Origin of the sequence: Jiella marina (assembly GCF_024359545.1) — a bacterium.
Classification (GTDB): Bacteria; Pseudomonadota; Alphaproteobacteria; order Rhizobiales; family Rhizobiaceae; genus Jiella.
This window is the reverse complement of record NZ_JAKQZG010000009.1, coordinates 129,430-153,906: the sequence shown is the minus strand read 5'-3', so window position 1 is coordinate 153,906 and position 24,477 is coordinate 129,430. Positions and strand designations below refer to the sequence as shown.

The following is a 24,477-nucleotide window of genomic DNA, read 5'->3' as shown; positions in this document are numbered from 1 at the left end:
CCCCGGTCAGGCCCCGGCAGCCGCCCGGACAGGCGCATTGCGCCCTTCAGAGAACCGGTTCGCAAGCTCGTCCGCCGAGGGCAGGCGGCTGACCGGCCCGATTGCGGCGAGGGTCGGCGTCGAGCCGCCGAAGATGCGTTCGGCAAGATCGGCGAGCCGCGGCGCGGTAATCGCGTCGAGCCGCGAGATCAGTTCCTCGTTGGGAATGATCCGGCCGTTGAACATCAGCTGCCGGGCGATCTGGCCGGCGCGCGCCGTCGGGCTTTCCTGCGACATCAGCAGGCTGGCGCGCATCTGCGCCCGAGCGCGGGTGACCTCGCTCTCCTCGATGCCGTGCGCCGCCTCGATCAACTCGTCGACGATGACGGGGGCGAGCTCGGCGAGTTCCTCCTCGCCGGTCGCGGCGTGGATGCCGAAGATGCCGGAGTCGGAAAAGCTCCAGTGAAAGGCGTAGATCGCATAGCACAGGCCGCGCCGCTCGCGGATCTCCTGGAACAGGCGCGAGGACATGCCGCCGCCGAGGATGATCGAGAGCACCTGGCTCGCATAGAAGTCGCGGGCGTAATAGGGCCGGCCCTCGAAGCCGAGCACCAGCTGGGCGTCCATCAGGTCGCGGGTCTGGCGGAACTCGCCGCCGACATAGGAGGCGGGCGTGCGGGCCTCGGTGTCCGGCGGTGCCGGGGTGGCGCCCGAGCCGAGAGCAGCACTCACCTGATCGACGACGGCCTTGTGGGAGACTGCGCCGGCGGCGGAGATGATCATCCGGTCCGGCCCGTAATGGCGGGCGAGATAGGCCCTCAGATCGTCCGGCTTGAAGGATTTCACCGTCTCGCGCGTGCCAAGGATGGGGCGGCCGACGATCTGATCGCGAAAGGCGGTCGCCTGGAAATGGTCGAAGACGATGTCGTCGGGCGTGTCTTCGGCGGCGCCGATCTCCTGCAGGATCACATGCTGCTCGCGTTCGAGCTCGACCTCGTCGAAGCGCGAATCGACCAGGATGTCGGTCAGGATGTCGAGGGCGAGCGGCACGTCGTCCTTGAGGACGCGGGCGTAATAGGAGGTGGTCTCGACGCTGGTCGCGGCGTTGAGGTCGCCGCCGACATCCTCGATCTCCTCGGCGATCTGCCGGGCGCTGCGCCGGCTGGTGCCCTTGAACGCCATGTGTTCGAGGAGATGGGCGATGCCGTGCTCGTTCTGCATCTCGTCGCGGGCGCCGGACTTCACCCACACGCCGAGCGCCGCGCTTTCCAGATGCGGCATCGTCTCGGTGGCGATGGTCAGGCCGTTGGCCAGTTGCGTCAGTTCCACGGTCATGCGTTTTCTCCCGCCGTCACGGCTCTGGAGCGCGTGCGGATATAGTCTTCCACCGCATCGAGGCTGGCCGGCAGCCGGTCGAAGCGCTCGGCGCGTTCCATCAGCCCGTCATGGGCGGGCGGCAGGGCCGGGGTGACCCCGGCCGCGTGCTTCACCGATTCGGGGAATTTCGCCGGATGCGCGGTGCCGAGCGTGATCATCGGCACGCTGTCGCTCGTCTCCTGCGCCTCGGCGACATGGACGCCGACGGCGGTGTGCGGATCGAGAAGGTAGGCGTTTGCCGTGAGCACGCGCTTGATCGTCTCGGCCGTCGCCGTCTCGTCGCTGGCGCCGGCGTCGAACTGCGACCGGATCGCCCCGAGCACGTCCTCCGGGAGGTCGAAGCCGCCCGATTGCGACAACTGCTGCATCAGCTGGCGCACGAGGCCGGCGTCGCGGCCGCTCGCCTCGAAGATCAGCCGCTCGAAATTGGACGAGACCTGAATGTCCATGGAGGGCGACATGGTGGCGTGGACGTCGCCGGTCTCGTAGCGCCCGGTCGCAAGGGTGCGGGCGAGAATGTCGTTGGCGTTGGTGGCGATCACCAGCCGCTCGACCGGCAGGCCCATGCGCATGGCGGCATAGCCGGCGAAAATGTCGCCGAAATTGCCGGTCGGCACGGTGAAGGACACCTTGCGATGCGGTGCGCCGAGGCTGGCGGCGGCGGTGAAGTAGTAGACGATCTGGGCCATGATCCGGCCCCAGTTGATCGAGTTCACCCCCGACAGACGCACATCATCGCGGAAGCGCCGGTCGTTGAACATCGCCTTCACCAGCGCCTGACAGTCGTCGAAATGCCCGTCGACGGCGACGGCATGGACGTTGCCGGCGCCCGACGTGGTCATCTGGCGCTGCTGGACGGGCGAGACCCGGCCGTTGGGAAACAGGATGAAGATGTCGGTGCGTTCGCTCGCCGCAAAGGCGGCGATCGCCGCGCCGCCCGTGTCGCCCGAGGTGGCGCCGACGATGGTCGCGCGCTCGCCGCGTTCGGCCAGCACATGGTCCATCAGCCGGGCAATCATCTGCATCGCCACGTCCTTGAAGGCGAGCGTCGGCCCGTGGAACAGCTCCATGACGAAATGCGACGGCCCGACCTGGACCAGCGGCGCCACCGCCGGATGGGCGAAGGTGCCGTAGGCCTCCGCGATCATGCGCTTCAGGGCGTCGGCCGGAATGTCCTCGCCGACGAAGGGCGTGAAGATCGCCTCGGCGACTTCCGCGTAAGGCCGGCCCGCGAAGCCCGCGATCGTCTCGGCCGAAAATTGCGGCCAGGTCTCCGGCACATAGAGCCCGCCATCGGCCGCCAGCCCCGCCAGCAGAGCGTCGGCGAACCCGAGCGTCGGGGCCTCGCCGCGCGTACTCACATATTTCACGTCGTCTTCACTCCCTGGCGGATCGCGCCCGTCATCTCTCGTCCATGGTTCGGGCTCCGTCATCGCCCGTCTGCCCGAACCGTTCCGGCGCCGGTCCGGCTCCGCTCGGCGCGTGTCGCGCCGCCGCTGTCGCCTAACCGAAATCGACCTGATATAGAACGCCGCCTCACACTAAAGGAAGAACCGCGCGATGCATACCGCCTGGACCCTGAGGAGCCTTCTCGCCACCGCGAGCCTCGTGATTCTGTCCGCCTGTTCGACCACCGCCAACAACGAGCTCGCTGCTCTCGATCCACCGGCCGCCGCCTCCGAAGACGCCGCCCCCCGGATCGCCGAAGGCACCGAGGCCCGCTTCTGTCCGAAGGTCTCGATTCGCGAGGGCACGGCGATCATCGAGAAGAAGGAGGGCGAAGCGGTCGACTATGTCGCCTCGATCGCCGACGCCAAGCGCGACTGCCGCATCGTCGACGGCAAGCTGAAGATCGTCGTCGGCGTCGAAGGCCGCGTCATGCCCGGCCGCGCGGCAAAGAACCGCAATGTCGAACTCCCGATCCGCGTCGCCGTGGTCGGCAATGACGGCGTCATCTACTCCGAACTCGGTCAGCGCACCGTCCCGGTCCAGAAGGGCGGCACCGCCCAGAATTTCCGCTATGTGGACGAGGAGATCCTGCTCGAGCCGATGGCCGGCGGCGTGGTGATCTACACGGGGTTCGACGAGGGGCCGCCGAAGCGGGGGTGAGGGGACTGCGGGGCGTGGCGCTGTGTTTGGCCTGAGCGAAGACGGCCGCTGACGTCCGCGATTGGCATTGAAGGCCGCGGAAGGCCGCGCCCGCCCGCGATTGTCGTCATCCTCGACCCGCAGGGTCGGGGATCCATGCCTCAGACGTTTTCGCGTCTCGGCGGCCGAACCCCCGCCACACATCCCCCACTGCTCTTGATGAAAGGGCGCCGCCACCCCCGATGATCGTCATCCCGGACTTGAGCCGGGATCCATGCCACGAACGATTTCGCATCTCGACGGTGCCGAGTCACCGCACCCCATCCTGCGCCGGACTGCTCCGTCACCGGCGAGGCATGGATCCCGGCTCAAGGCCGGGATGACGGCGGTGGTATGATGGATATTCACAGCCCAGCGCCACGTAATCCCTTCTTGTGCGACCGTCTGCATGAACCCAGCGAACAACATAACCGCTTCAACAAAAAAGGGCTTCTGATGCCCGGCCCCTTAGTCGCAATCGAATACGACTAGAAGCGAGCTACCGAACGGGCCTAAGTCGGAGTCCCAAATTTCCAACTAGTTCTGTTCGGCTGCGTTGGCAGGGTAAATGATTTAACCTACCGCACGAGACCCGGGTTTGAACCGGCGTCCGCTCTGAGAATGGCTTTGCATTTTTAACCAGGGATGAAAGCGACCCATTGCTAACGAACAACAAGCCTCAGTCTGCTATTTAAGGTTATATCTTGCAAAATCCGCTACCAACAAGCAGGTTTAGGTCGAACGCGCAATCGATTCGTTAATGGGGCAATTATTGAATGAGCAATGGTTTCGACTTTGGTGGACTGAAAAAACCAAAGAAAGGCGAAAAGGCAACTCATCCGCGCGAAATTTTTCGTAGCCGCCCTTCGGGCAAGGCCAAGATCAAAGAGTTGTGGCAAGGGCAGGCGCAGGCTCTCGACAAGTGGTACGAGGACCCCTCCAGAAACACTCTCATTTCGATGTACACGGGTGCGGGAAAAACGCTTGTTGGTGTTCTTATCGCACAAAGCTTCATGAACCAGGGTATCCGAAACGTTGTATATGCGTGCCCCACGATTGATTTGATACATCAGACCATAAAGGAAGCAAATGGCGTCGGTATACGGCCGACAACGTATTTTGAATCACAATTCTCTGACCAAAATTTTGCACAAGGGAAATCATTCTGTATTACCACGTACCAAGCACTGTTGAATACGAGAAACAAATTCCGAGGCCAGGCCGCCCCGGGCGCCTTAGTTCTTGATGACGCGCATGTCGGCGAAAGGCTTGTGCGCGATTCTTTTACATTGCGCGTTGCAAAAAAGGATTATGAAGAGACTTTCAATGCCATTGCAAGGGAAGTCCGCGACGCCTACGAAGAAATAGGCAAAAGATACAATTTCGACAGCGTATTTTCGGAAGTTGGATCGCCAGGTATATTGATTTGCCCTCCAACAGAGTTATACGCGCGTGGAAATAAAATTGAATCGCTTATTGAAGCAATAAAAGACAGCGATATTTCGTTGCAATTACCCTTTGATTATTTGCGCGGTCATTTTGGTTCATGTGTTCTAACCATAAGTAGGCGTCTGGTTGAAATAACACCAGCGTTTCTTCCCGCTTTGGAAGTGGGAGCATTTAAAGACAACAATGTGCCGCGAGTGTATCTCTCTGCGACTGTTCAATCGAAGGGAGATATAACTCGTGCGTTCGGGCGGGCTCCGCACGTGATTGAACCTGATGTCGATGCCGGGCTTGGCGAACGGGTCCTATTGTTTGGATCCGCTTTGGGGCAGATAGCTTCTGACGCAGCGAGCATCAATTCTATATCGGAAGAACAGAAGGTGCTCATCGCGGTACCTAGTGATCGGGAAGCCACGAATTGGGAGGACGTTGCGATCCCGCCGCAAGGGGCAAAGTCTTTTTCCGTCGAACTAGATAAATTTCGGCACGCTGCAAATGGTTCGTTTCTCTTGCTTGGTCGCTATGATGGTATCGACCTCCCCGATGATGAGTGCAGGTTGATGATCGTTGATGGCTTGCCAGTTGGATCGTCCCAGTTTGAGCGATACCAATTTGACAAAGTTCACTTAGACCAAGCATTCTTTCCTCGAGTTGCGAACCGAATTACACAATTATTTGGGAGAATAAATCGCGGGAAAAACGATTATGGAATATATATTATAGCATCAACGGATGTTGAAAATTGGCTGCGGAATCCTGCTAATCAAGCTTATTTCCCGCGAGTGCTGCAAGAGCAAATTCGTCTCTAGGAAGAATTTTGTGATCAATTGGGAGATCCAAAACTCGATACGGTGAAAAGTATTATTAATCAGATTATTGAGCGAGAAGCAGGCTGGGTTGACTACTATACGGCGCAAATTGGCCTCAATCCAATTGACGAAAAAAGAATTCAAGAGCGAGAAGCAGATGCAAGACTTGATGATCAATTGGCAAAGCACGAAATCAAATTTATCACGAAGCTGTGGCACGGTGATCAAAATGGTGCTGCCGACGAACTAGTTGGTGTAATTGAGAAGGTCCGGACTGAAAATCCTAGGCTGGCTGGGTGGTATGCGCTATGTATTGGACAGGCATACTGCAATTGTGGTGACTTCGAGAATATGCATGGATGGTTTGATGAAGCGCGAAACCGACTCGGTGGCGGGCTTCCTCTGCCGCGGCAAGACAGTGGAGAATCAGAGGTACCGAAGCCCCCTCGGTCGATAGTTGAGGAAGGTCTTCGTGCAATTTGCACTGGAAAGATACCGCAGATCAATCGCCGATTAAACAATATTGAAGATCGCTCAAAAGGAGCATTTCAGGACTGTTCGCACAAAGTCGCGGAAGAGGCTGTTCGCCATATTGGAAGCGTCCTAGGCTTTGATTCCAGGCGGCCATGCACCGACGTTCACGACGGGCCGGATAATATCTGGATTGATCATCATAAAAAGCTTGTTATTCCATTTGAGCTTAAGACGGATAAAAAGAATAATAATCTTAATCAAGAGGAGGTCGGGCAAGCGTTTCAACATCTTCAATGGACACGTGAAAATTACTCTGATTATGACGTTCCTGGGATTTTGATGTACACCGAATCAGCGGGGATTTCGAATGAGGCTAATCCGTCCGCGGAGATGTTTTTCTGCAATAGAGAGAAAATGCAATTACTGTGGGCTGAGTTCATCGGCGAAGCTCGTAGCATGGCGAAGAAGACACCGTTGGAAATGCACGGAGCTGCATCTGCCCTCGGAGAAGAGGAAAGGTGGACTGTACGCGGGATCTTTGAGCGCCTTATCTACAAGCCGTTAAAGCCGACGTGATCTGAGTTAGAGTTTATGGTTACCGCCCCGGCCGCCCCGTCTTCGTCGGTCGCCGCTTGCGCTTCTGATCCCCCGCATCCTCATACGACCCGCGCCCGATGCGTTCGCGCCTGATCGGGGCGGGGGAGTCGTCCTTGCCGTCTGCCGCCGGACCCTTCGCGCCACCCTCTGTCCTGCCGGACATCTCCCCCTCACGGGGGGAGACTGGCTGTGTCTTCGTGGGTGTGTCGGGCTTCTTGGGTGGGGTCTTGCCGGTGGGCTTTTCCGTGCGGCCGACAGTCATTTCGTCGAGGGTGTTCTTGCGGAAATAGGAGCGGGGGGCTTCCCCTCGCCCTTCGAGGCCCGTTCCGGGCTCCTCAGGATGAGGGGAAGCGGTGCCCTTGCCGGCGGGGACCGCCGTGTCGGTGCCGGGGCCCATGTCGTCGAGGCTGGGTTTGCGGAAGAGGGAGGCGGGGGCGCTGACGGCGCCGGAGCCGGGGGCCTTGAGGACTTCGCCGCGCGGGCCGAAGCGCTCGTCGCCCTGGGGGGCGCGGTCGCGCTTGGCTTTCTTGCCGTGCTTGGTGCGGCCGGTGGAGGGGCCCATGACGGATTCCTCCAGCTCGACGGCGGCGGCCATCGGGTCGGCTTCCTCGACGGCGTTCTTCGCGCCGCCCTTGCGGCGGCCGGAGCCCGGGCCCGAACCGCCGAATTCCAGCTCCTTGGCGTTGAGCTTCTTGATCTCGTCGCGCAGGCGGGCGGCGGTTTCGAAGTCGAGATCGGCGGCCGCCTCGCGCATCTGCTTTTCCAGATGCTCGATATGGGCGCGCAAATTGTTGCCGACGAGTTCGCCTTCCTTGGCGGCCGGGCCGGCGTCGATGCGCACATGGTCCTTCTCGTAATAGCTGTCGAGAATATCGGCGATCTTCGCCTTCACGCTCGCTGGGGTGATGCCGTGCTCGGCATTGTAGGCTTCCTGCTTCTCGCGCCGGCGATTGGTCTCGGCCATCGCCCGCGCCATCGAGCCGGTGACGTGGTCGGCATAGAGGATCACCTTGCCGTCGACGTTTCGCGCCGCGCGGCCGATCGTCTGGACCAGCGAGGTCTCCGAGCGCAGAAACCCTTCCTTGTCAGCGTCGAGAATGGCGACGAGCCCGCATTCGGGAATGTCGAGACCCTCGCGCAGCAGGTTGATGCCGACCAAGACGTCGAAGGCGCCGAGGCGCAGATCGCGGATGATCTCGATGCGCTCCAGCGTGTCGATGTCCGAATGCATGTAGCGCACCCGGATGCCCTGTTCGTGCAGATATTCGGTGAGGTCCTCGGCCATGCGCTTGGTCAGCACCGTGCAGAGGACGCGGTAGCCGCGCTCCACCGTCTCGCGGATCTCGCCGAGAAGATCGTCGACCTGCGAGCGCGCCGGGCGCACCTCGACGGGCGGGTCGGTGAGCCCCGTCGGGCGGATCACCTGTTCGGCGAAGACACCGCCGGATTCCTCCAGCTCCCATGACCCGGGCGTCGCCGAGACCGCCACGGTCTGCGGCCGCATCGCGTCCCATTCCTCGAAACGCAAGGGTCGGTTGTCCATGCAGGAGGGCAGGCGGAAGCCATATTCGGCCAGCGTCGCCTTGCGGCGGAAGTCGCCGCGATACATGGCGCCGATCTGCGGCACGGTGACGTGGCTCTCGTCGATGAAGACCAGCGCGTTGTCGGGGAGATATTCGAACAGGGTCGGCGGCGGGTGGCCGGGGGCGCGGCCGGTGAGATAGCGCGAATAGTTCTCGATGCCGGGGCAGGAGCCCGTCGCCTCGATCATCTCGATGTCGAAGCGCGTGCGCTGCTCCAGCCGCTGGGCTTCGAGCAGCCGCCCGGCCTTTTCCAGCTCGACCAGCCGGTGCTTCAGCTCCTCGCGGATCTGCTTCACGGCCTGATTGAGCGTCGGGCGCGGGGTGACATAGTGGGAATTGGCGTAGATCTTCACCGACTTCAGATTGTCGGTCTTCTGGCCGGTGAGCGGGTCGAACTCCTGGATCGCCTCGATCTCGTCGCCGAACATGGAGATGCGCCAGGCGCGATCCTCCAGGTGGGCGGGGAAGATCTCGATCGTGTCGCCGCGCACGCGGAAGGAGCCGCGCTGGAAGTCCATGTCGCGGCGCTTGTATTGCTGGGCGACGAGATCGGCCAGAAGCTGGCGCTGGTCCAGCCGGTCGCCCACACTCATCTGGAACGTCATCGCCGTATAGGTCTCGACCGAGCCGATACCGTAGATGCAGGAGACCGAGGCGACGATGATCACGTCGTCGCGCTCGAGCAGCGCGCGGGTCGCCGCATGGCGCATCCGGTCGATCTGCTCGTTGATCGAGGATTCCTTCTCGATATAGGTGTCCGAACGCGGGACGTAGGCTTCGGGCTGGTAGTAGTCGTAATAGGAGACGAAATACTCGACGGCGTTGTTCGGGAAGAAGCTCTTGAACTCGCCATAGAGCTGCGCCGCCAGCGTCTTGTTGGGCGCCAGCACCAGCGCCGGACGCTGGGTCTTCTCGATGACATTGGCGACGGTGAAGGTCTTGCCCGAGCCGGTCACGCCGAGCAGCGTCTGGGTCTTGTCGTGATCGGAAATGCCGGAGACGAGATCGGCGATCGCGGTCGGCTGGTCGCCCATGGGCGTATAGTCCGAGGCGATCTCGAAGGCGACGCCGCCTTCCGACTTGTTGGGCCGGGCCGGCCGGTGCGGCAGCCAGACCTCGCCATTCTTGATCAGCGGGTTGCCCTCGGAGATCAGCTTGGTCAGCGCCTCCACCGTCGCGGTGACGCCGCCTTCCGGCAGGCTCTTGGCGTCCTCCAGGCTGACATCCATGCCGGCGACGGGATTGAGTCCGGCGGCGGCGCGCTTCTTCGGGTCGTTGGTGCCGCCCATCGACGTGCCGCGCGAAGTCTTACCCGGCTTTTGCCCGGTCTTCTGCGTCTCGCCCCGCGCCGATTTCGGCTTCTTCCCGGCCGCTTTTTCGGGCGCCTGCTCTGCATCGGCCGTCCGCTCGGCCCGGGTCTCGGCGTTCTTCGCGATCTCGTCGGCCCAGCCAGAAATCGGCCCGGAAAACGCCTCGCCCGAATCGAAGCCCGCCTGCGGGGCCTCTTCGAATCCGCTCGGCTCGTCGGCGCGCTCGGACGCGTCGGAAAAATCGCTCAACGGCCCACGCCGCGGCGGCGCGGAGGGATCGAAAACGGCGTCGTCGGATGCGTCGTCGCGATCGGCGGAAGCGGGGCGGCGCGGAGCCTTGCGGGGTCGGGAAGCCATGGCGGAACATATAGAGATCACGGCAGGCGGATGGAAGGTGCGGCCACCCGCGAAAGGCGCCCCGCGCACAAGGACGTGAGGACCACTTTCGACCCCCACTTGCGGTCGTCAGTCCAGCATTTCCGGTTGGAACAGCTCTCGACGGTCGATGATGTCGCCCGAGACCATGAAGATGCCGTCGCCCTTGTAGTGCAGCGTTTCGGGATGTTCGGGCGACGGCGCCGCATGCGCCTTGACCACCTCGAAGACGAAGAAGCCGTGGCGACCGACCAGCGCTTCGTCGGCCAGACGGCATTCGAAACTCGCGTGGCACTCGCCGATCAGCGGCGCGCCGACCTTCGACGCCGGCTCGGCGGTCAGGTCGAAATGCGCGAATTTGTCGATCTCGGTGCCGCTGGTGTTGCCGATGCCGATCACCGTGTCGGTCAGCGCCGTGGTCGGCAGGTTGATGACGCATTCGCCGGTGTCGCGGATCAGCGAATGGCTGTGATTGCCGGCGGAGATCATCAGCCCGACATGGGAAGGCAGGAAGGACAGGACGACGTGCCAGCCGAGCGTCATGATGTCGGTCTCCTCGCCGCGCCGGGACGAGACGAGCACGACCGGGCCGGGCTCGAGGAAACGCCGCACGCGGCTGACCGGAAAGTCCTCCTTGGCAATGACGTCAGGCATCTTGTTCCCCTCGTGGTCGTTGCGCACCGTGCGGCATTCTGCCCGACGGCTTGTCCGGCACCGACGCAGCCATCCGGCGGCCGGCGCGTTGGTCGATGACGGCAATCGAGAGCGTCCCGGCGCAGGGACAAGAGGATCGACGAGGATGGGTGGACTGATGACGATGGGGCAGACGGGTGCGGGCCTTGCAGGAATTTTGCGGTCCGTCGTCGGCGGTGCCGGGCTCGGCCTTCTTGCCATGACGACCCAGGCGACGGCGATCGAGACCGGCGATTTGGACGCGTTGCGGGAGAAGGCGCTGGCGGTGATGAACGCCGATCGCGCCGAGCATGATCTGCCGCCCCTGAGCCTGGAGGAGAGCCTCAACGCGGCCGCGCAGGCCCATGCGGTGGAGATGATCGAAGAGGACTATTTCGCCCATGTTTCTCCGGACGGCGTCAGCCCGCAGGATCGCTACCTCGATGAAGGTGGAAGCCGGGCGAAACTGGTGGAAGAAAACATCGCCCGCTGCTCCGAATGTCCGCTGCCGCCGGGTGAAGAGCGGGTCGAATCCTTTGAACAGGGCTGGATGAACAGCCCGGGGCACCGCCGCAACATCCTCGCGGAAGGACTGGAAACTTTCGGCTTCGGGATTGCCGGCGAGGATGGCCGCATCGTCGCGGTGCAGACATTCGCCGGCCCCGGAACTTCTCCGGCCCATGGGCCCGACCAGTCCGCCGAGGCGGTGCCGGAAGCCCAACGCTCGGAGGAGTTGATCGCGCTTCTGAACCGAGCTCGCGAGCGGCAGGGGCTCTCCGGCCTGAAGTCAAACGAGACCCTGGCGCAGACCGCGCAGGCGCTACTGCCGGAGAGTCCCGACGATATTCTGGAACAGGATGGCGAACAGGATCTGTTTGCCGCGCTTCCCGAAGCAGCCCGCAACGACTGGCGATCCCTGCGCGTGGTCTCGGCCGGGTGCGGGGGCTGCGGCACCGAGATTACCGACTCGGATCTGCACTTCTTCAAGGACCAGTGGCTGGACAATCCGCAGTTCGCCTCCGCCATCCGGAGCGAGCGCTTCGGTCAGGCGGGCGCCGCCTTTCTCAGCAATGGCGACGGGGCGAAGCGCGCGATTCTCGTTCTGGGCGTCGAGCGGTAGCGTCTTGCGACGCCGGCTCAACGCTCGAAGGCGGGCAGGGCGTCGAAGGCGCTCTTCAGGGCGTCGGACCAGCCGCCGGAAATCGTCTGGTAATATTCGTCGTTCTGGTCGAAGCGCCGGCGGTAGCCGCGCTCGAAACTGTCGGTCTCGTAGAACTGCATGTCGATCGGCAGACCGACCGAAAGGTTCGACTTGATGGTCGAATCGAAGGAGACGAGGAGCAGCTTGGCGCATTCCTCCAGCGACATCTGCGGATCGTAGGTGCGGATGATGATGGGGCGGCCGTATTTGTGCTCGCCGATCTGGAAGAAGGGATTGTCGGCACCAGCCTCGATGAAGTTGCCTTCCGGATAGATCATGAACAGGCGCGGGCGGCCGCCCCTGATCTGACCGCCGAGGATCAGCGAGGCGAAGAAGCGTCCGTCGGCGGTCGGGCCAGTCGGTGTGCTTTCCGAGATCACCTCCTTCAGCGTCTCGCCGACCAGCTTCGCAGTCTGAAACATCGAAGGCTGCGAGAGGATCGAGGGTTCACGCTCGGAGGGTGCCAGCCGGCGCTCATCGAGAAGCGAGACGGTCGCCTGCGTCGTGGCGAGATTTCCGGCCGAGAGGAGACAGAGAAAACGGTCCCCCGGGATCTCCCAGGTCTTCATCTTGGAGACCACGGAAATGTTGTCCACGCCGGCATTCGTCCGCGTGTCGGACATGAATACCAGCCCGGCCTCGACCATCAGCCCGACACAATAGGTCATCGCGGCTCGCCGCCCCTCCACCGCAAACCGCTTTGGCCCTGACGATCGGGGTTCGACTCGAACCGCTAGGATCGCCCGGCGTCAGCCCGCGCGCATTCATGTCGTCAATCGGACCACGCCCGCCATCGCGGAATGGAATCACTTCCCGAGCGACTCTCACCGAGTCCACTTTGGAATGATTCCGCCAAGTCGCACGCTTTGGCAATGGGCCACATGGACCTCGTCCCCATGTTCGGGCGAAATCCTGCACCATCGTGGCGGAAAAGCGACGGCTTTCGTAGCGCGCGCCCGGCATACCCGACGCGCGCCCCAAGAGGAGGCCTGGGCCTGCGCTTATCGATCCGGATAGAAGCGATAGTTCCAGCCGATCTCCTGGGCGAGGCGGTTGTTGTCCATGATGAACTGTTCGAGAAATTCGTGCAGCCCGTTATCGATGATCTGGCGGACGGTCAGACCGGCGAGTCGCTCGTTCATCTCCGTCGCGATCTGATGGCAAGGCTGGTGGACCTCGTAGTTGCGGTCGAGATAGTCGAGGCTGTCCTTGATCACCCGGTAGCAATAGCCGAGGGATCGCGGCATGCGACGGTTCAGCATCATGAAGTCGATGATGTTCACCGCGCGATATTCGCCGTCATACTCCCAGGCGTAGGAGCGGTGGGCGGCGACCGATCGCAGCACCGAGCGCCATTGGAAATCGTCGAGCGCGGAGCCCACCTGGCTGTGCTCGGGCAGAAGCAGCCAGTACTTCACGTCGAGAATGCGGGCGGTGTTGTCGGCGCGCTCGATAAAGGCGCCGAGATTACAGAAGTCGAAGATCTCGTTGCGCAGCATCGTCGAATAGAACGTGCCGCGAATGAGCGCCGCCTGCCGCTTCACGAGATCGATCGCGGTCGGCAGTTCGCTTGCCGTGATCCGGCTCGAGAGACGCCGCTGGATCGTCATCCAGCTCTCGTTGACCACTTCCCACAATTCTCGGCTGAGGGCGGTTCGCACCATGCGCCCGTTCGTGCGCGCCGTCTCGAACGAGCAGCGCACGCTCGACGGGTTGTCCCGGTCGCACAGCATGAAGTGGATGATATTCTCAGGCTCGAAATCATCGTATTTGGCCTTGTAGGCCGTCTCGACTCCAGCCGAGACCAGGACCGACTGCCATTCCTCGGGCTCGGCTGACAGGTTGGTGAGTGCGATGCGCTGGCCGGCATCGAGCAGTCTTGCGGTGTTTTCCGCCCGTTCGATGTAGCGAAACATCCAGAACAGGCCGTTTGCGGTGCGTCCGAGAAGTGCCATCGCTCAGTCCCTCAAAACCCAGGTGTCCTTGGTGCCGCCGCCCTGGCTGGAATTCACGACCAGGGAGCCCTCCTTGAGGGCGACACGCGTGAGGCCGCCGGGAATGATGCGGACCTTGTCGGAAACGAGAACGAAGGGACGTAAATCCACATGCCGGGGGGCGAGCCCGCCATCGACCAGGATCGGGACGGTGGACAGGGCCAGCGTCGGCTGGGCGATGTAGTTCGCCGGGTTCTTCTTCAGCTTGGCGGCGAAGAGCTCCTGCTCGTCCTTCGTGGCGGTGGGCCCGACCAGCATGCCGTAGCCGCCCGAACCATGGACCTCCTTCACTACCAGTTCGCCGAGATGTTCGAGCACATATTTCAGGCTGTCGTCCTCGGCGCAGCGCCAGGTCGGTACGTTCTCCAGAATGGCCGGTTTGCCGGTATAGAACTCGACGATTTCCGGCATGTAGGAATAGATGGCCTTGTCGTCGGCGATGCCTGTGCCCGGCGCGTTGGCGATCGTGATGCCGCCATTGCGATAGACGTCCATGATGCCGGGAATGCCCAGCATGGAGTCCGGGTTGAAGACTTTCGGGTCGAGAAACGCGTCGTCGACCCGGCGGTAGATGACGTCGATCGGCTTGTAGCCCTCCGTCGTGCGCATCTGGATGCGGCCGTCGATCTCGGCGACGTCGGAACCCTCGATCAGCTCGACGCCCATCTGATCGGCCAGGAAAGCGTGTTCGAAATAGGCCGAATTGTAGATGCCCGGTGTCAGGACCGCGATGGTCGGTGTGCCCTCGCAGGCAGGCGGCGCGACATTGGCCAGCGAACGGCGCAGATGATGCGGATAGGTTTCCACCGGCCGGACCCGATTCTGCGAAAACAGCTCCGGGAACATCTGCATCATCGTCTCGCGGTTCTCGATCATATAGGAGACGCCGGAGGGTGTGCGGGCATTGTCTTCGAGTACGTAGAACTCGTTCTCGCCAACGCGGACGATGTCGGTGCCGATGATGTGGGTGTAAACGCCGCCGGGCGGACGAAGACCGCGCATCTCTTCGAGAAACGCTTCATTGCCCGCGATCAGCCGCTCGGGCACTTTGCCGGCCTTGATGATCTCCTGATCATGGTAGAGGTCGTCGAGAAAGGCGTTGAGCGCAATGACCCGCTGCTCGATGCCTTCGGCCAGGCGGTCCCATTCGGCCTTGGCCATGATCCGCGGAACGAGATCGAAGGGGATCAGCCTTTCGGCCGCCTCCTCCTCGCCATAGACATTGAAGGTGATGCCGGTCCGCCGGAAGAAGGCTTCGGCCTCGCCGGCCTTTTCGCCAAGAGCGGCGACATCCTGTTCCTTAAACCACTGGTAAAAGCGCGCGTAAGGATCGCGGACGGTGTCGTCCGTTACGAGCATCTCATCGAATGGTTTCACTGGCCATCTCCGTTTTGCTGCCAAATAAAGAGAAAGCCGAATTCGAGAAAATCAAGCCATCTGGTCGCACGCTTCAACGCTTGCCCGCGATTTGGGCGGGTTTTCGGGTGGCAAGTCAGGGATATGCCTGTTTTCTGGGCAGTGCTACCGGAGTCTCCCATGGGATGATGTGACCGGCGAGGTGGCGGACGTCTTTTCCTGCTCGCATGCATTTGCCTTGGCGTCGCCGGCCGACTTAAACAGAGGCCGAGCGAAAGAGCAGAGGGCCAATGGCAAGAACGCGGGACGACGACACGACGCGCCTGGACGAGGCGGCGAGGGCCGGCTGGCTCTACTATGTCGCTGGGAACACCCAGGAAGAGATCGCTTCCAAACTCGGCATCTCGCGGCAGGCGGCGCAGCGGCTCGTCTCCCTGTCGGTGACGTCCGGGCTGGTGCGCGTGCGTCTCGATCATCCGATCGCCGCCTGTCTGGAACTCGCCGAACGGCTGAAGACGCGCTTCGACCTTCGCTACGCCGAGGTCGTTCCCTCCGATCCGACGTCCGCGTCGACGACGCTCGGCATTGCCGAAGCCTGTGCCACTGAAATGGAGCGCCGGCTCAAGCAGGAGAACCCGCTCGTCATCGCCATGGGAACCGGGCGGACGCTGAAGGCGGCGGTGGAGAACCTGCCGCCGATGACATGCGAGCACCACCGAATCGTCTCCCTGACCGGCAACATCGCTCCGGATGGTTCTGCTTCGGTCTACAACGTGATCTTTTCGATGGCCGACCAGGTCAAGGCGCCGCACTATCCGATGCCGCTGCCGGTCATCGTCTCGACCCCTGAAGAGCGCCGCCTGCTGCACCGGCAGACGGTGGTGCAGTCGACGCTGCATCTTGCGGCCGAGGCAGAGGTCACTTTCGTCGGCGTCGGCGAGATCGCCGCCAATGCCCCCTTGCTCGTCGACGGCTTCATCACGCCGAAGGAGCGGGAGGAACTTTTGGCGATGGGCGCGGTGGGAGAGATTGTCGGATGGGTCTTCGACGCCCGCGGCAGGCTGATCGAGTGCGCTTTCAACGAACGCGTGGCAAGCGCGCCGATCCCTTCGACCGAAACCAGTGAAGTGATCGCGGTGGCCATGGGGCCGGCCAAACGGTCGGCCATCCGCGCCGCCGCCGAGGGGGGGCTGGTCAACGGTCTGATCACGGACGAGGCGACCGCGGAGCGCCTTCTCAGGAACTGAGGTCTCCTCCCGGGTGCATCGAGCGGTCGAGCCCTCGATCCGGCATTGCCCGCCGACCGGATCGTCCTAGCATTTCCTTCAGTCTGCGAGTCGCGTCGTGCTGCGCTGCGGCATGGAATTCGTTTGACATTAGCTGTGTAGCGGACGAACATTTGCCCCGCCATTGAACAAATGCTCAAGCGAGAGCTGGGAGGCTTTTATGAGATTCACCAAAATGGCGGCTGGCGCGATTTCGCTGCTCGCCGTCGCGGCTGCGCCTGCTGCCGCGCAGACCACGATCACGATCGGCACGGTCAACAACTCCGACATGATCCGCATGCAGGGTCTGACCAACGTGTTCGAGGAGGCTCATCCCGACATCAAGGTGAACTGGGTGACGCTGGAGGAGAACATCCTGCGTCAGCGCGTCACCACCGACATCGCCACCGGCGGCGGCCAGTTCGACATCATGACGATCGGCACCTACGAGGTCCCGATCTGGGCCAAGCAGGACTGGCTGAAGCCGCTCGACGATCTCGGCGAGAACTACGACTATGACGATCTGATCCCGGCGATCCGCTCGGCGCTTTCGGTCGACGGCACGCTCTATGCCGCACCGTTCTACGCCGAGAGCGTCCTGACGCTCTATCGCAAGGACCTCTTCGAAAAAGCCGGGCTGGAGATGCCCGAGCAGCCGACCTGGGACTTCATCGCGGAGGCCGCCGAAAAGGTCACCGACAAGGACGCCGGGGTCTACGGCATCTGCCTGCGCGGCAAGCCGGGCTGGGGCGAGAACATGGGCTTCCTCGGCAACATGGCTCGCAGCTTTGGCGCGAATTACTTCAATGCCGACTGGCAGCCGCAGTTCGAGTCGGAAGGCTGGAAAGAGGCGATCACCCTCTATGTCGACTTGATGACCAAATATGGCCCTCCGGGTGCGGCGTCGAACGGCTTCAACGAGAACCTCTCGCTGTTCAGCCAGGGCAAGTGCGGCATGTGGATGGACGCCTCCGTCGCCGCTTCCTTCGTGACCGATCCGGACCAGAGCCAGGTGCCTGACCAGGTCGGTTTCGCTCCGGCACCCTGCGGCGTCGAGAACTGCCCGAACGACGGCTTCAACTGGCTCTGGGCCTGGTCGCTGGCCGTCCCGGCATCCTCGGAGAAGGCGGATGCCGCGCAGACCTTTATCGGCTGGGCGACGTCGAAGGAGTATCTCGAGCTCGTCGCGGAGAAGGAAGGCTGGGCCAACGTGCCTCCCGGCACCCGCACCTCGCTCTATGAGAACCCGAACTACACCGAGGCGGCGGACTTCGCGGACGCGACAATGAACGCGATCGAGCACGCCGATCCCTCGCCGACGGACGACAAGCCCTATTACGGCCTGCAGTTTGCTGCGATCCCCGAGTTCCAGGGTCTCGGCACGGCGGTCGGCCAGCAGATGGCCGCGGCGCTGTCGGGTTCGACCTCCGTCGATCAGGCGCTGGCCGCAGCTCAGCAGATCGCGACCCGCGAAATGACCCGAGGCGGCTACATCAAGTAGGCCTCTGCGATATCCGGGCGGGCAGCCCGAACTTGAGAGAGTCTCTGCCCGCCCGGCTCGGCCGCACTGGGAGGAGTGGCCGCCGGAACGCAATCTGAGACGCCGCATGCTGGGCATGCCGCGCCGGGTTCGCCAGCCGACACCCTTTCCCCTGGCCATCCGATCCTTTTGACGAAGCCGGCGCATCGCCCGATGCGTGGGCCGGAGGCGGGACAACACCATGGCGACGATGCATACCAAGAGCGCGGCGCGGGCGATGATGGCCCCGGCGGTGATCGCGCTTCTGATCTGGATGGCGGTCCCTCTCGCCATGACGCTGTACTACTCGACCCTCGGGTACAGCCTCTACAATCCCATCTCCACGCCCTTCGTCGGCTTCGAGAACTACTCCTATTTCCTCTCCGACCCGACCTTCGTCGCAGCGCTGACGAACACGCTGATTTTGGTGGTGGGCGTGCTTTGCATCACGGTCGGGGGCGGCATCCTGGTCGCGCTCCTCCTCGACCAGGACTTTTACGGCGTCAACATCGTCCGCCTACTGGTCATCGCGCCCTTCTTCGTCATGCCGACGGTCGCGGCGCTCGTCTGGAAGAACATGATGATGAACCCGGTCTACGGCGTCATCGGCCAGTTCCTCTCCTCGATCGGACTGCAGCCGATCGACTGGATGACGGATGCACCGCTTCTGTCGATCATCATCATCGTCGCGTGGCAGTGGCTGCCCTTCGCGACGCTCATTCTCCTCACCGCGCTGCAATCCCTGTCGGAAGATCAGAAGGAAGCGGCGGAGATGGACGGGGCCGGGGCCCTGTCGATCTTCTGGTACATCACGCTGCCGCACATGAGCCGGGCGATCACGGTGGTGATCCTGATCCAGACGATCTTCCTCTTGTCGATCTTCGCCGAAATCCTGGTGACGACCAATGGCGGGCCGGGCTCCCAGTCCACCAACATCACCTACCTCGTCTATCAGCAGGCGATCTCCTTCGGCGATGTGGGTGCGGCGTCGGCCGGCGGCATCGTGGCGGTCATTCTCGCCAATATCGTCGCGATCTTCCTCGTCCGCCTCATCGGCAAGAACCTCGACGCGTAAAGGGGAGAAAACACCATGGCACGCCGCGTTTCCCCCCGTCGCAAGATCGGCATGACGATCCTCGCCTGGTCGGTCGGGCTCCTGATCTTCTTCCCGATCCTCTGGACGTTCCTGACGTCCTTCAAGTCGGAGCTCGTCGCGATCTCGATCCCGCCGCAGTTCCTGTTCTTCGACTGGACGACCGAGAACTATGCGACCATCCAGTCGCAGTCGAACTACTTCCACTTCATGATGAACTCGATCTATCTGTCGATCGGCTCGACGGCGCTGGGTCTGCTCTTTGCGATCCCGGCGGCCTGGGCGATGGCGTTCTCGCCGACGCCGAGGACCAAGGACATCCTGCTCTGGATGCTGTCCACCAAGATGCTGCCGGCGGTCGGCGTGCTCATTCCGATCTACCTGCTCTTCGTCAATTTCGGGCTGCTCGACTCCCGCCTCGGCCTGATCGTGGTCCTGTTCCTGATTAACCTGCCGATCATCGTCTGGATGCTCTACACCTACTTCAAGGAGATCCCCGGCGAGATCCTCGAGGCCGGCCGGATGGACGGCGCGACGCTGCGCCAGGAGATCACCCAGATCCTCGCCCCGATGGCGGTGCCCGGCATTGCCTCGACGGTGCTCCTCAACGTCATCCTCGCCTGGAACGAGGCGTTCTGGACGCTGAACCTCACGACATCGAACGCTGCGCCGCTGACGGCCTTCATCGCCTCCTTCTCCTCGCCTCAGGGCAATTTCTACGCCAAGCTGTCGGCCGCCTCGATGCTCGCCATCGCGCCGATCCTCATCGTCGGCTGGTTCAGCCAGAAGCAACTCGTGCGCGGTCTCACCTTCGGCGCGGTCAAGTAAGGGACATCAGACAATGGGTGCCATTCGGCTCGAAAAGGTCCGCAAGGCGTTCGGCGACGTCGTCATCATTCCCGAACTCGACCTCGACATCGAGGAGGGCGAGTTCGTCGTCTTCGTCGGCCCGTCGGGCTGCGGCAAATCCACACTCCTGCGCCTGATCGCGGGTCTCGAGGACGTCACCGACGGCAAGATCACCATCGACGGCGTCGACGCCACGACCCTGCCGCCGGCCAAGCGCCGGCTGGCCATGGTGTTCCAGTCCTACGCGCTCTATCCGCATATGAGCGTCAGAAAGAACATCGCCTTCCCGCTGAAGATGGCGGGAATGGATCAGGCCGAGATCGAGAAGCGGGTGAACAACGCCGCCAAGATCCTGAACCTCGACAATTACATCGACCGGCGCCCGGGCCAGCTTTCGGGCGGCCAGCGTCAGCGCGTCGCGATCGGTCGGGCGATCGTGCGCGAGCCGGCAGCCTTTCTGTTCGACGAGCCGCTTTCGAACCTCGACGCCGCGCTGCGCGTCGGCATGCGTCTCGAAATCTCCGAGCTGCATCAGCGACTGAAAACCACGATGATCTACGTCACCCACGATCAGGTCGAGGCGATGACCATGGCCGACAAGATCGTGGTGCTGAACGCCGGCAATATCGAGCAGGTGGGCTCGCCGCTGGAGCTCTATTCCAAGCCCCGCAACACTTTCGTCGCCGGTTTCATCGGCTCGCCGAAGATGAACCTGCTCAATGGCGGCGAGGCCAAGAAGCACAATGCCGCGACGATCGGTGTCAGACCCGAGCACATCTCGCTGTCCACCTCCGAGGGCCAGTGGAAGGGCACGGTGAAGGTCTCCGAGCATCTGGGCTCCGACACCTACCTGCACGTAGAATCGCCGGTCCACGCCGAGCCGCTCACCGTGCGCGCCGGCGGCGAGTTTCCGGTCCATTATGGCGATACGATCTATCTGACCCCGCAGGAGGACAAGATCCATCGCTTCGACGACAAGGGTCTGGCGATCCGCTGAGTTGCTCGAGATCCGAGCCCGCGATCCCCTGTCTTTCCAGACCGTTTCGAACCGACTGAACCAGGAGGTTTTTCGATGAGCGTACGGCTTTCGTCCGCCAACCTCCCGCAGATTGCGGGCAATGCGTCCATTCCGGCCTATGATCGCGGGGCGCTCACCGCTGGCATCCTGCATTTCGGCGTCGGCAATTTCCACCGCGCCCATCAGGCGGTCTATCTCGACGACCTGTTCAACACCGGCGAGGGCCATGACTTCGCGATCGTTGGCGCCGGCGTCATGCCTTCGGACGCGGCGATGCGCGAGAAGCTCGCAGGCCAGGACTTCCTGACCACCGTGGTCGAACAGGACAACGCCCGTTCGGCCGCCCGCGTCACCGCGCCGATGGTCGACATCCTGCCCGTCGGCGAGCCGCAAGCGATCATCGACAAGCTCGCCGATCCGGCGATCAAGATCGTCTCGCTGACGGTGACCGAAGGCGGCTATTTCATCGATTCCGACGGCGTCTTCGATCCGAGCCATCCGGCGATCGCCGCCGATGGCCACAATCCCGCCGAGCCGAAGACCGTCTTCGGCCTGATCGCGGCGGGGCTGAAGCGGCGCCGCGCGGCGGGCACCATCCCCTTCACCGTCATGTCCTGCGACAACATTCCGCACAACGGCAAGGTCGCGCGCGCCGCCGTGGTCGGCACCGCGAGGCTATCCGATCCCGAACTCGCCGACTGGATCGACAGCAATGTCGCCTTTCCGAGCGGCATGGTGGATCGCATTACGCCGGCCACCGGCAAGCGCGAGATCGACATCTGCCGGGACACCTACGGCATCGACGATTCCTGGCCGGTCTTCTGCGAGGAATTCAAGCAATGGGTTCTGGAGGACGACTTCCCGGCTGGGCGGCCCGCTCTCGATAAGGTCGGCGTCCAGTTCGTGCCGGATGTCAGCCCCTATGAGACGATGAAGATCCGCATCCTCAACGGCGGCCATGCGATCATCGCCTATCCGGCCGGGTTGATGGACGTGCATTTCGTCCATGAGGCCATGGAGCACGACCTCGTCGCGCGGTTTCTCGACAAGCTGGAAGCCGAGGAGGTGCTGCCGATCGTCCCGCCGGTGCCGGACACGGACCTTGCCGAATATTACGCCCTCATCAAGCGCCGCTTCGCCAATCCCAAGATCGGCGATACCATTCGCCGGCTCTGCCTCGACGGTTCGAACCGCCAGCCGAAATTCATCGTCACCTCGATCCTCGACAATCTGAGGGCGGGCAGGGAGCCGACCGGTCTCGCGCTCGAATCGGCGCTCTGGTGCCGCTACTGCCGCGGCGTGACGGACTCCGGCGCCAAGATCGAGCCGAACGACCCGAACTGGGATCGCCTTGTCGAGCGCGCCAAGGCCGCCGAGTCGGACCCGATGGAGTGGCTCGCAATGAGCGACGTCTATGGCTCGCTGAAGAACGAGCCGCGCTTTGCCGAACCCTTCGCCGCCTGGCTCAAGATGCTGGCGGAAAAGGGGACGGCCGAGACGCTGAAGGTCTATCTCGGCGACAGTTGAGAGCCGGACGGCTGCGGAAGTTCTGAGCGAGAACGTCGGCTACCGGGCGACGCCGTCCATTTTCGCGTCCAATTCGACCTGCCACGACCGACTGGTGGATTTGTAGTCGAGTTCGGGCGCGGCGATGTGCCGTGTATAAAGGCTCCGTGGTATGCCCTGAGGCAGGGTTTCGCCAAGTCCGAGGACAATCTCGGCATGGAGCCGCGCAAAGCCCACCGAGAAGAGCCCGGGTCCGGTGTTCCACCAGATCCCGCCATTCAACAGCTCATCCTCCGGCATCCCCAGAACGACGTCGATCAGCCTGTGAAGCAGCGGGTCGTGTCTGACGAGCGCCAGATACATGTTCGGCAACTCGACGGGCACGGTGATCGGCTGAAGCCTCACGCATCGCGCGGCGCCGGTGAGAAAGGACGGCGGCGATTTCAGATATTCGTCGGCGTCGACATAGACCCCGCCGCGATCGTAGAGATAGGAGATCCGAAAGAGATCGGCCTTCATGGCGGGGTGTCCCGCCCGCTCGAAGCGTCGCGCGACATCGTCGCCACAGGCGGTCTTCAGGAAATCGCGAGCCTCCGCCTCGTTGAAGATTGCGTAGTCGAATCCATCTTTGGCCGCCATCGCCCGCCATGTCCGGCAGCATCGCTCGACATCGCTCGGAACCGCTGCGCTATCCCAGAACTGCACGAGCGATCTCGGAACTCGCCTGTCGGGCTCGGGCCCATCGTCCAGCATGCGGATATGCGGGTCGTCGCGGTGAATGACTTGCGAGAGGTAATGCTGGGAAAGGCAGACCCTTTTCTCCTGTCCCGCAGCCTTGAGGTCGAGCCTGAGATAGCGCTCGGCCATTTCCTCGAGGGAGCCTGCCTCGTTGAGATCAGAGAGGTTCTTGGTCGCCACGAAAACGCTGGCGTAGAGGCTTCGCATCTTGTCGATGCCGGAGATCGAGAACTTGCTGGAAATCCGGGTTGCAGCCGCAAGGCAGTGCTGCATCTCCTCCGACGCGCGCCGGACGCCATCGCGATCCGCCGCATGCATCGCACTGTAGAATTCCTGGGCCCATCCGGCCTTTCTTACAAGCGGATCGTGAACGGCTTTCGCCTCTTCGGCGAGTTCCTTGTCCCGGGCATCGGGGGCGAACATGCTCTGCCGCGCTTCGAGGAGTTGCAGACGGAGACGCAGATCGTCCTTGATCCGTAGAAGCAATGCACGTGCATCGTCGAGGCGTTCAACTCGAATGGCATGATGGGCGAGAAGGGTCAGGGAGCGTTGGGACAGTGACAGTGCCCCTGACGCAAGCTGCGTCAGCGACGTGTGATACGAGCCCGATTCAAGGCCATGGAAGGCGAGTATCTTGAAGTTCATCCGCCATATGTTGTCCGTCCAGGTGGCGAAGTCGGAAGAATCCAGCCTTGAACACAGCTGTCGGAACGCGGCGTTGGCTTCGTCGATCAGCGCAGATCCCAGAAGTTCGTCGATTTCGCGTTCGGTGAGAGCGACCAGGTTCTCGACGGCAAGCCCACGCCAGTTCGACGGTCTGTCGGTGCTCAGATAGCTCGCCAGCGTGGCGCGTGCTTCGGAAAACCGCGACAATTCGCGAAGGCTGATGGCGATGTCGATCCAAGAGCGTTGATCTGCGGGATGCTGTTCCAGTAACTGTCGGAAAAGACCCAGGGATTCCTCGTGATTGCCGCTCTTTCGCGCCGTCAAGGCACGGCTGCGCAGATCCTCGATATCATGCATGTCACTCATTTGCGGGGCCGGTTTGGATCGGGAATCGGATCGATATCATGTGCTGGTTTCGAGTGTCGGTGAGGCCAAACACCCGCGAGATTGAAGGATACATGCCTGTATTCAGCAGATGGGAAGATGTTTCCACTTTCAAGAAGAAGACGGCGCGCGGGCTTTG

Annotated in this window: 18 protein-coding genes; 10 read left to right on the top strand and 8 right to left on the bottom strand. The window is 62.4% G+C overall.

The features are described 5' to 3' along the window. Window positions 1-6 precede the first annotated feature (6 nt). A complete protein-coding gene (locus tag MF134_RS16065) occupies window positions 7-1,314 on the bottom strand; it encodes a M16 family metallopeptidase (protein WP_255340477.1) in 1,308 nt (435 codons plus the stop codon). Then, window positions 1,311-2,726, bottom strand: a complete 1,416-nt coding sequence (thrC, locus tag MF134_RS16060; protein ID WP_255340476.1) for a threonine synthase — start codon at window positions 2,724-2,726, stop codon at window positions 1,311-1,313. The genes MF134_RS16065 and thrC overlap by 4 nt, the downstream gene beginning before the upstream one ends. Before the next feature lie 190 nt (window positions 2,727-2,916). Between thrC and MF134_RS16055 the strand changes: the two genes are divergently transcribed. The 3 genes from MF134_RS16055 (at window position 2,917) to MF134_RS16045 (ending at window position 6,788) form a co-directional block, all read left to right on the top strand. Further along, window positions 2,917-3,465: a hypothetical protein gene (locus tag MF134_RS16055; protein WP_255340475.1), complete on the top strand. Its 549-nt coding sequence runs from the start codon at window positions 2,917-2,919 to the stop codon at window positions 3,463-3,465. Between the two features lie 794 nt (window positions 3,466-4,259). Beyond that, window positions 4,260-5,738 carry a DEAD/DEAH box helicase gene (locus tag MF134_RS16050; protein ID WP_255340474.1) on the top strand — a complete coding sequence of 493 codons (1,479 nt, stop codon included), beginning with the start codon at window positions 4,260-4,262 and terminating at the stop codon, window positions 5,736-5,738. Between the two features lie 42 nt (window positions 5,739-5,780). Continuing rightward, window positions 5,781-6,788: a hypothetical protein gene (locus MF134_RS16045; RefSeq protein ID WP_255340473.1), complete on the top strand. Its 1,008-nt coding sequence runs from the start codon at window positions 5,781-5,783 to the stop codon at window positions 6,786-6,788. A gap of 19 nt (window positions 6,789-6,807) precedes the next feature. Here the strand turns inward: MF134_RS16045 and uvrB are convergent, their stop codons facing one another. After that, the gene (gene uvrB / locus MF134_RS16040; protein ID WP_255340472.1) at window positions 6,808-10,059 is read right to left on the bottom strand and encodes an excinuclease ABC subunit UvrB; all 3,252 of its coding nucleotides are present in this window, start codon (window positions 10,057-10,059) and stop codon (window positions 6,808-6,810) included. Between the two features lie 108 nt (window positions 10,060-10,167). Next, a complete protein-coding gene (locus MF134_RS16035) occupies window positions 10,168-10,731 on the bottom strand; it encodes a flavin reductase family protein (protein ID WP_255340471.1) in 564 nt (187 codons plus the stop codon). Between the two features lie 145 nt (window positions 10,732-10,876). On the opposite strand from MF134_RS16035, the gene MF134_RS16030 reads away from it, so the two are divergent. Then, on the top strand, window positions 10,877-11,869 hold the full coding sequence (locus MF134_RS16030; RefSeq protein ID WP_255340470.1) for a CAP domain-containing protein: 993 nt from the start codon (window positions 10,877-10,879) through the stop codon (window positions 11,867-11,869). A gap of 17 nt (window positions 11,870-11,886) precedes the next feature. Here the strand turns inward: MF134_RS16030 and MF134_RS16025 are convergent, their stop codons facing one another. From MF134_RS16025 to MF134_RS16015, 3 genes are all read right to left on the bottom strand, one after another. Continuing rightward, window positions 11,887-12,618, bottom strand: coding sequence for a peptidase (locus tag MF134_RS16025; protein ID WP_255340469.1), 732 nt, complete (start codon window positions 12,616-12,618; stop codon window positions 11,887-11,889). A 333-nt stretch (window positions 12,619-12,951) separates the two neighbouring features. Next, window positions 12,952-13,905, bottom strand: coding sequence for an alpha-E domain-containing protein (locus MF134_RS16020; RefSeq protein ID WP_255340468.1), 954 nt, complete (start codon window positions 13,903-13,905; stop codon window positions 12,952-12,954). A 3-nt stretch (window positions 13,906-13,908) separates the two neighbouring features. Then, on the bottom strand, window positions 13,909-15,303 hold the full coding sequence (locus tag MF134_RS16015) for a circularly permuted type 2 ATP-grasp protein (protein WP_255340545.1): 1,395 nt from the start codon (window positions 15,301-15,303) through the stop codon (window positions 13,909-13,911). A 287-nt stretch (window positions 15,304-15,590) separates the two neighbouring features. On the opposite strand from MF134_RS16015, the gene MF134_RS16010 reads away from it, so the two are divergent. The 6 genes from MF134_RS16010 to MF134_RS15985 all read left to right on the top strand — a co-directional run bounded on the left by MF134_RS16010 (window position 15,591) and on the right by MF134_RS15985 (window position 22,571). Continuing rightward, window positions 15,591-16,547, top strand: coding sequence for a sugar-binding transcriptional regulator (locus MF134_RS16010; RefSeq protein WP_255340467.1), 957 nt, complete (start codon window positions 15,591-15,593; stop codon window positions 16,545-16,547). Between the two features lie 199 nt (window positions 16,548-16,746). After that, on the top strand, window positions 16,747-18,066 hold the full coding sequence (locus tag MF134_RS16005; protein WP_457590010.1) for an ABC transporter substrate-binding protein: 1,320 nt from the start codon (window positions 16,747-16,749) through the stop codon (window positions 18,064-18,066). Between the two features lie 220 nt (window positions 18,067-18,286). Further along, window positions 18,287-19,159 (top strand): carbohydrate ABC transporter permease, encoded by an 873-nt coding sequence (locus MF134_RS16000; RefSeq protein ID WP_255340466.1) that lies wholly within the window; start codon window positions 18,287-18,289, stop codon window positions 19,157-19,159. Between the two features lie 15 nt (window positions 19,160-19,174). Beyond that, window positions 19,175-20,005 (top strand): carbohydrate ABC transporter permease, encoded by an 831-nt coding sequence (locus tag MF134_RS15995; RefSeq protein WP_255340465.1) that lies wholly within the window; start codon window positions 19,175-19,177, stop codon window positions 20,003-20,005. Window positions 20,006-20,018: 13 nt separating this feature from the next. Further along, the gene (locus tag MF134_RS15990; protein ID WP_255340464.1) at window positions 20,019-21,023 is read left to right on the top strand and encodes an ABC transporter ATP-binding protein; all 1,005 of its coding nucleotides are present in this window, start codon (window positions 20,019-20,021) and stop codon (window positions 21,021-21,023) included. A 75-nt stretch (window positions 21,024-21,098) separates the two neighbouring features. Then, complete coding sequence (locus tag MF134_RS15985) at window positions 21,099-22,571, top strand: mannitol dehydrogenase family protein (RefSeq protein ID WP_255340463.1); 1,473 nt, start codon at window positions 21,099-21,101, stop codon at window positions 22,569-22,571. 39 nt (window positions 22,572-22,610) lie between these two features. Here MF134_RS15985 and MF134_RS15980 read toward each other — a convergent pair whose 3' ends face one another. Next, window positions 22,611-24,320, bottom strand: coding sequence for a tetratricopeptide repeat protein (locus MF134_RS15980; protein WP_255340462.1), 1,710 nt, complete (start codon window positions 24,318-24,320; stop codon window positions 22,611-22,613). Window positions 24,321-24,477: the final 157 nt, after the last annotated feature.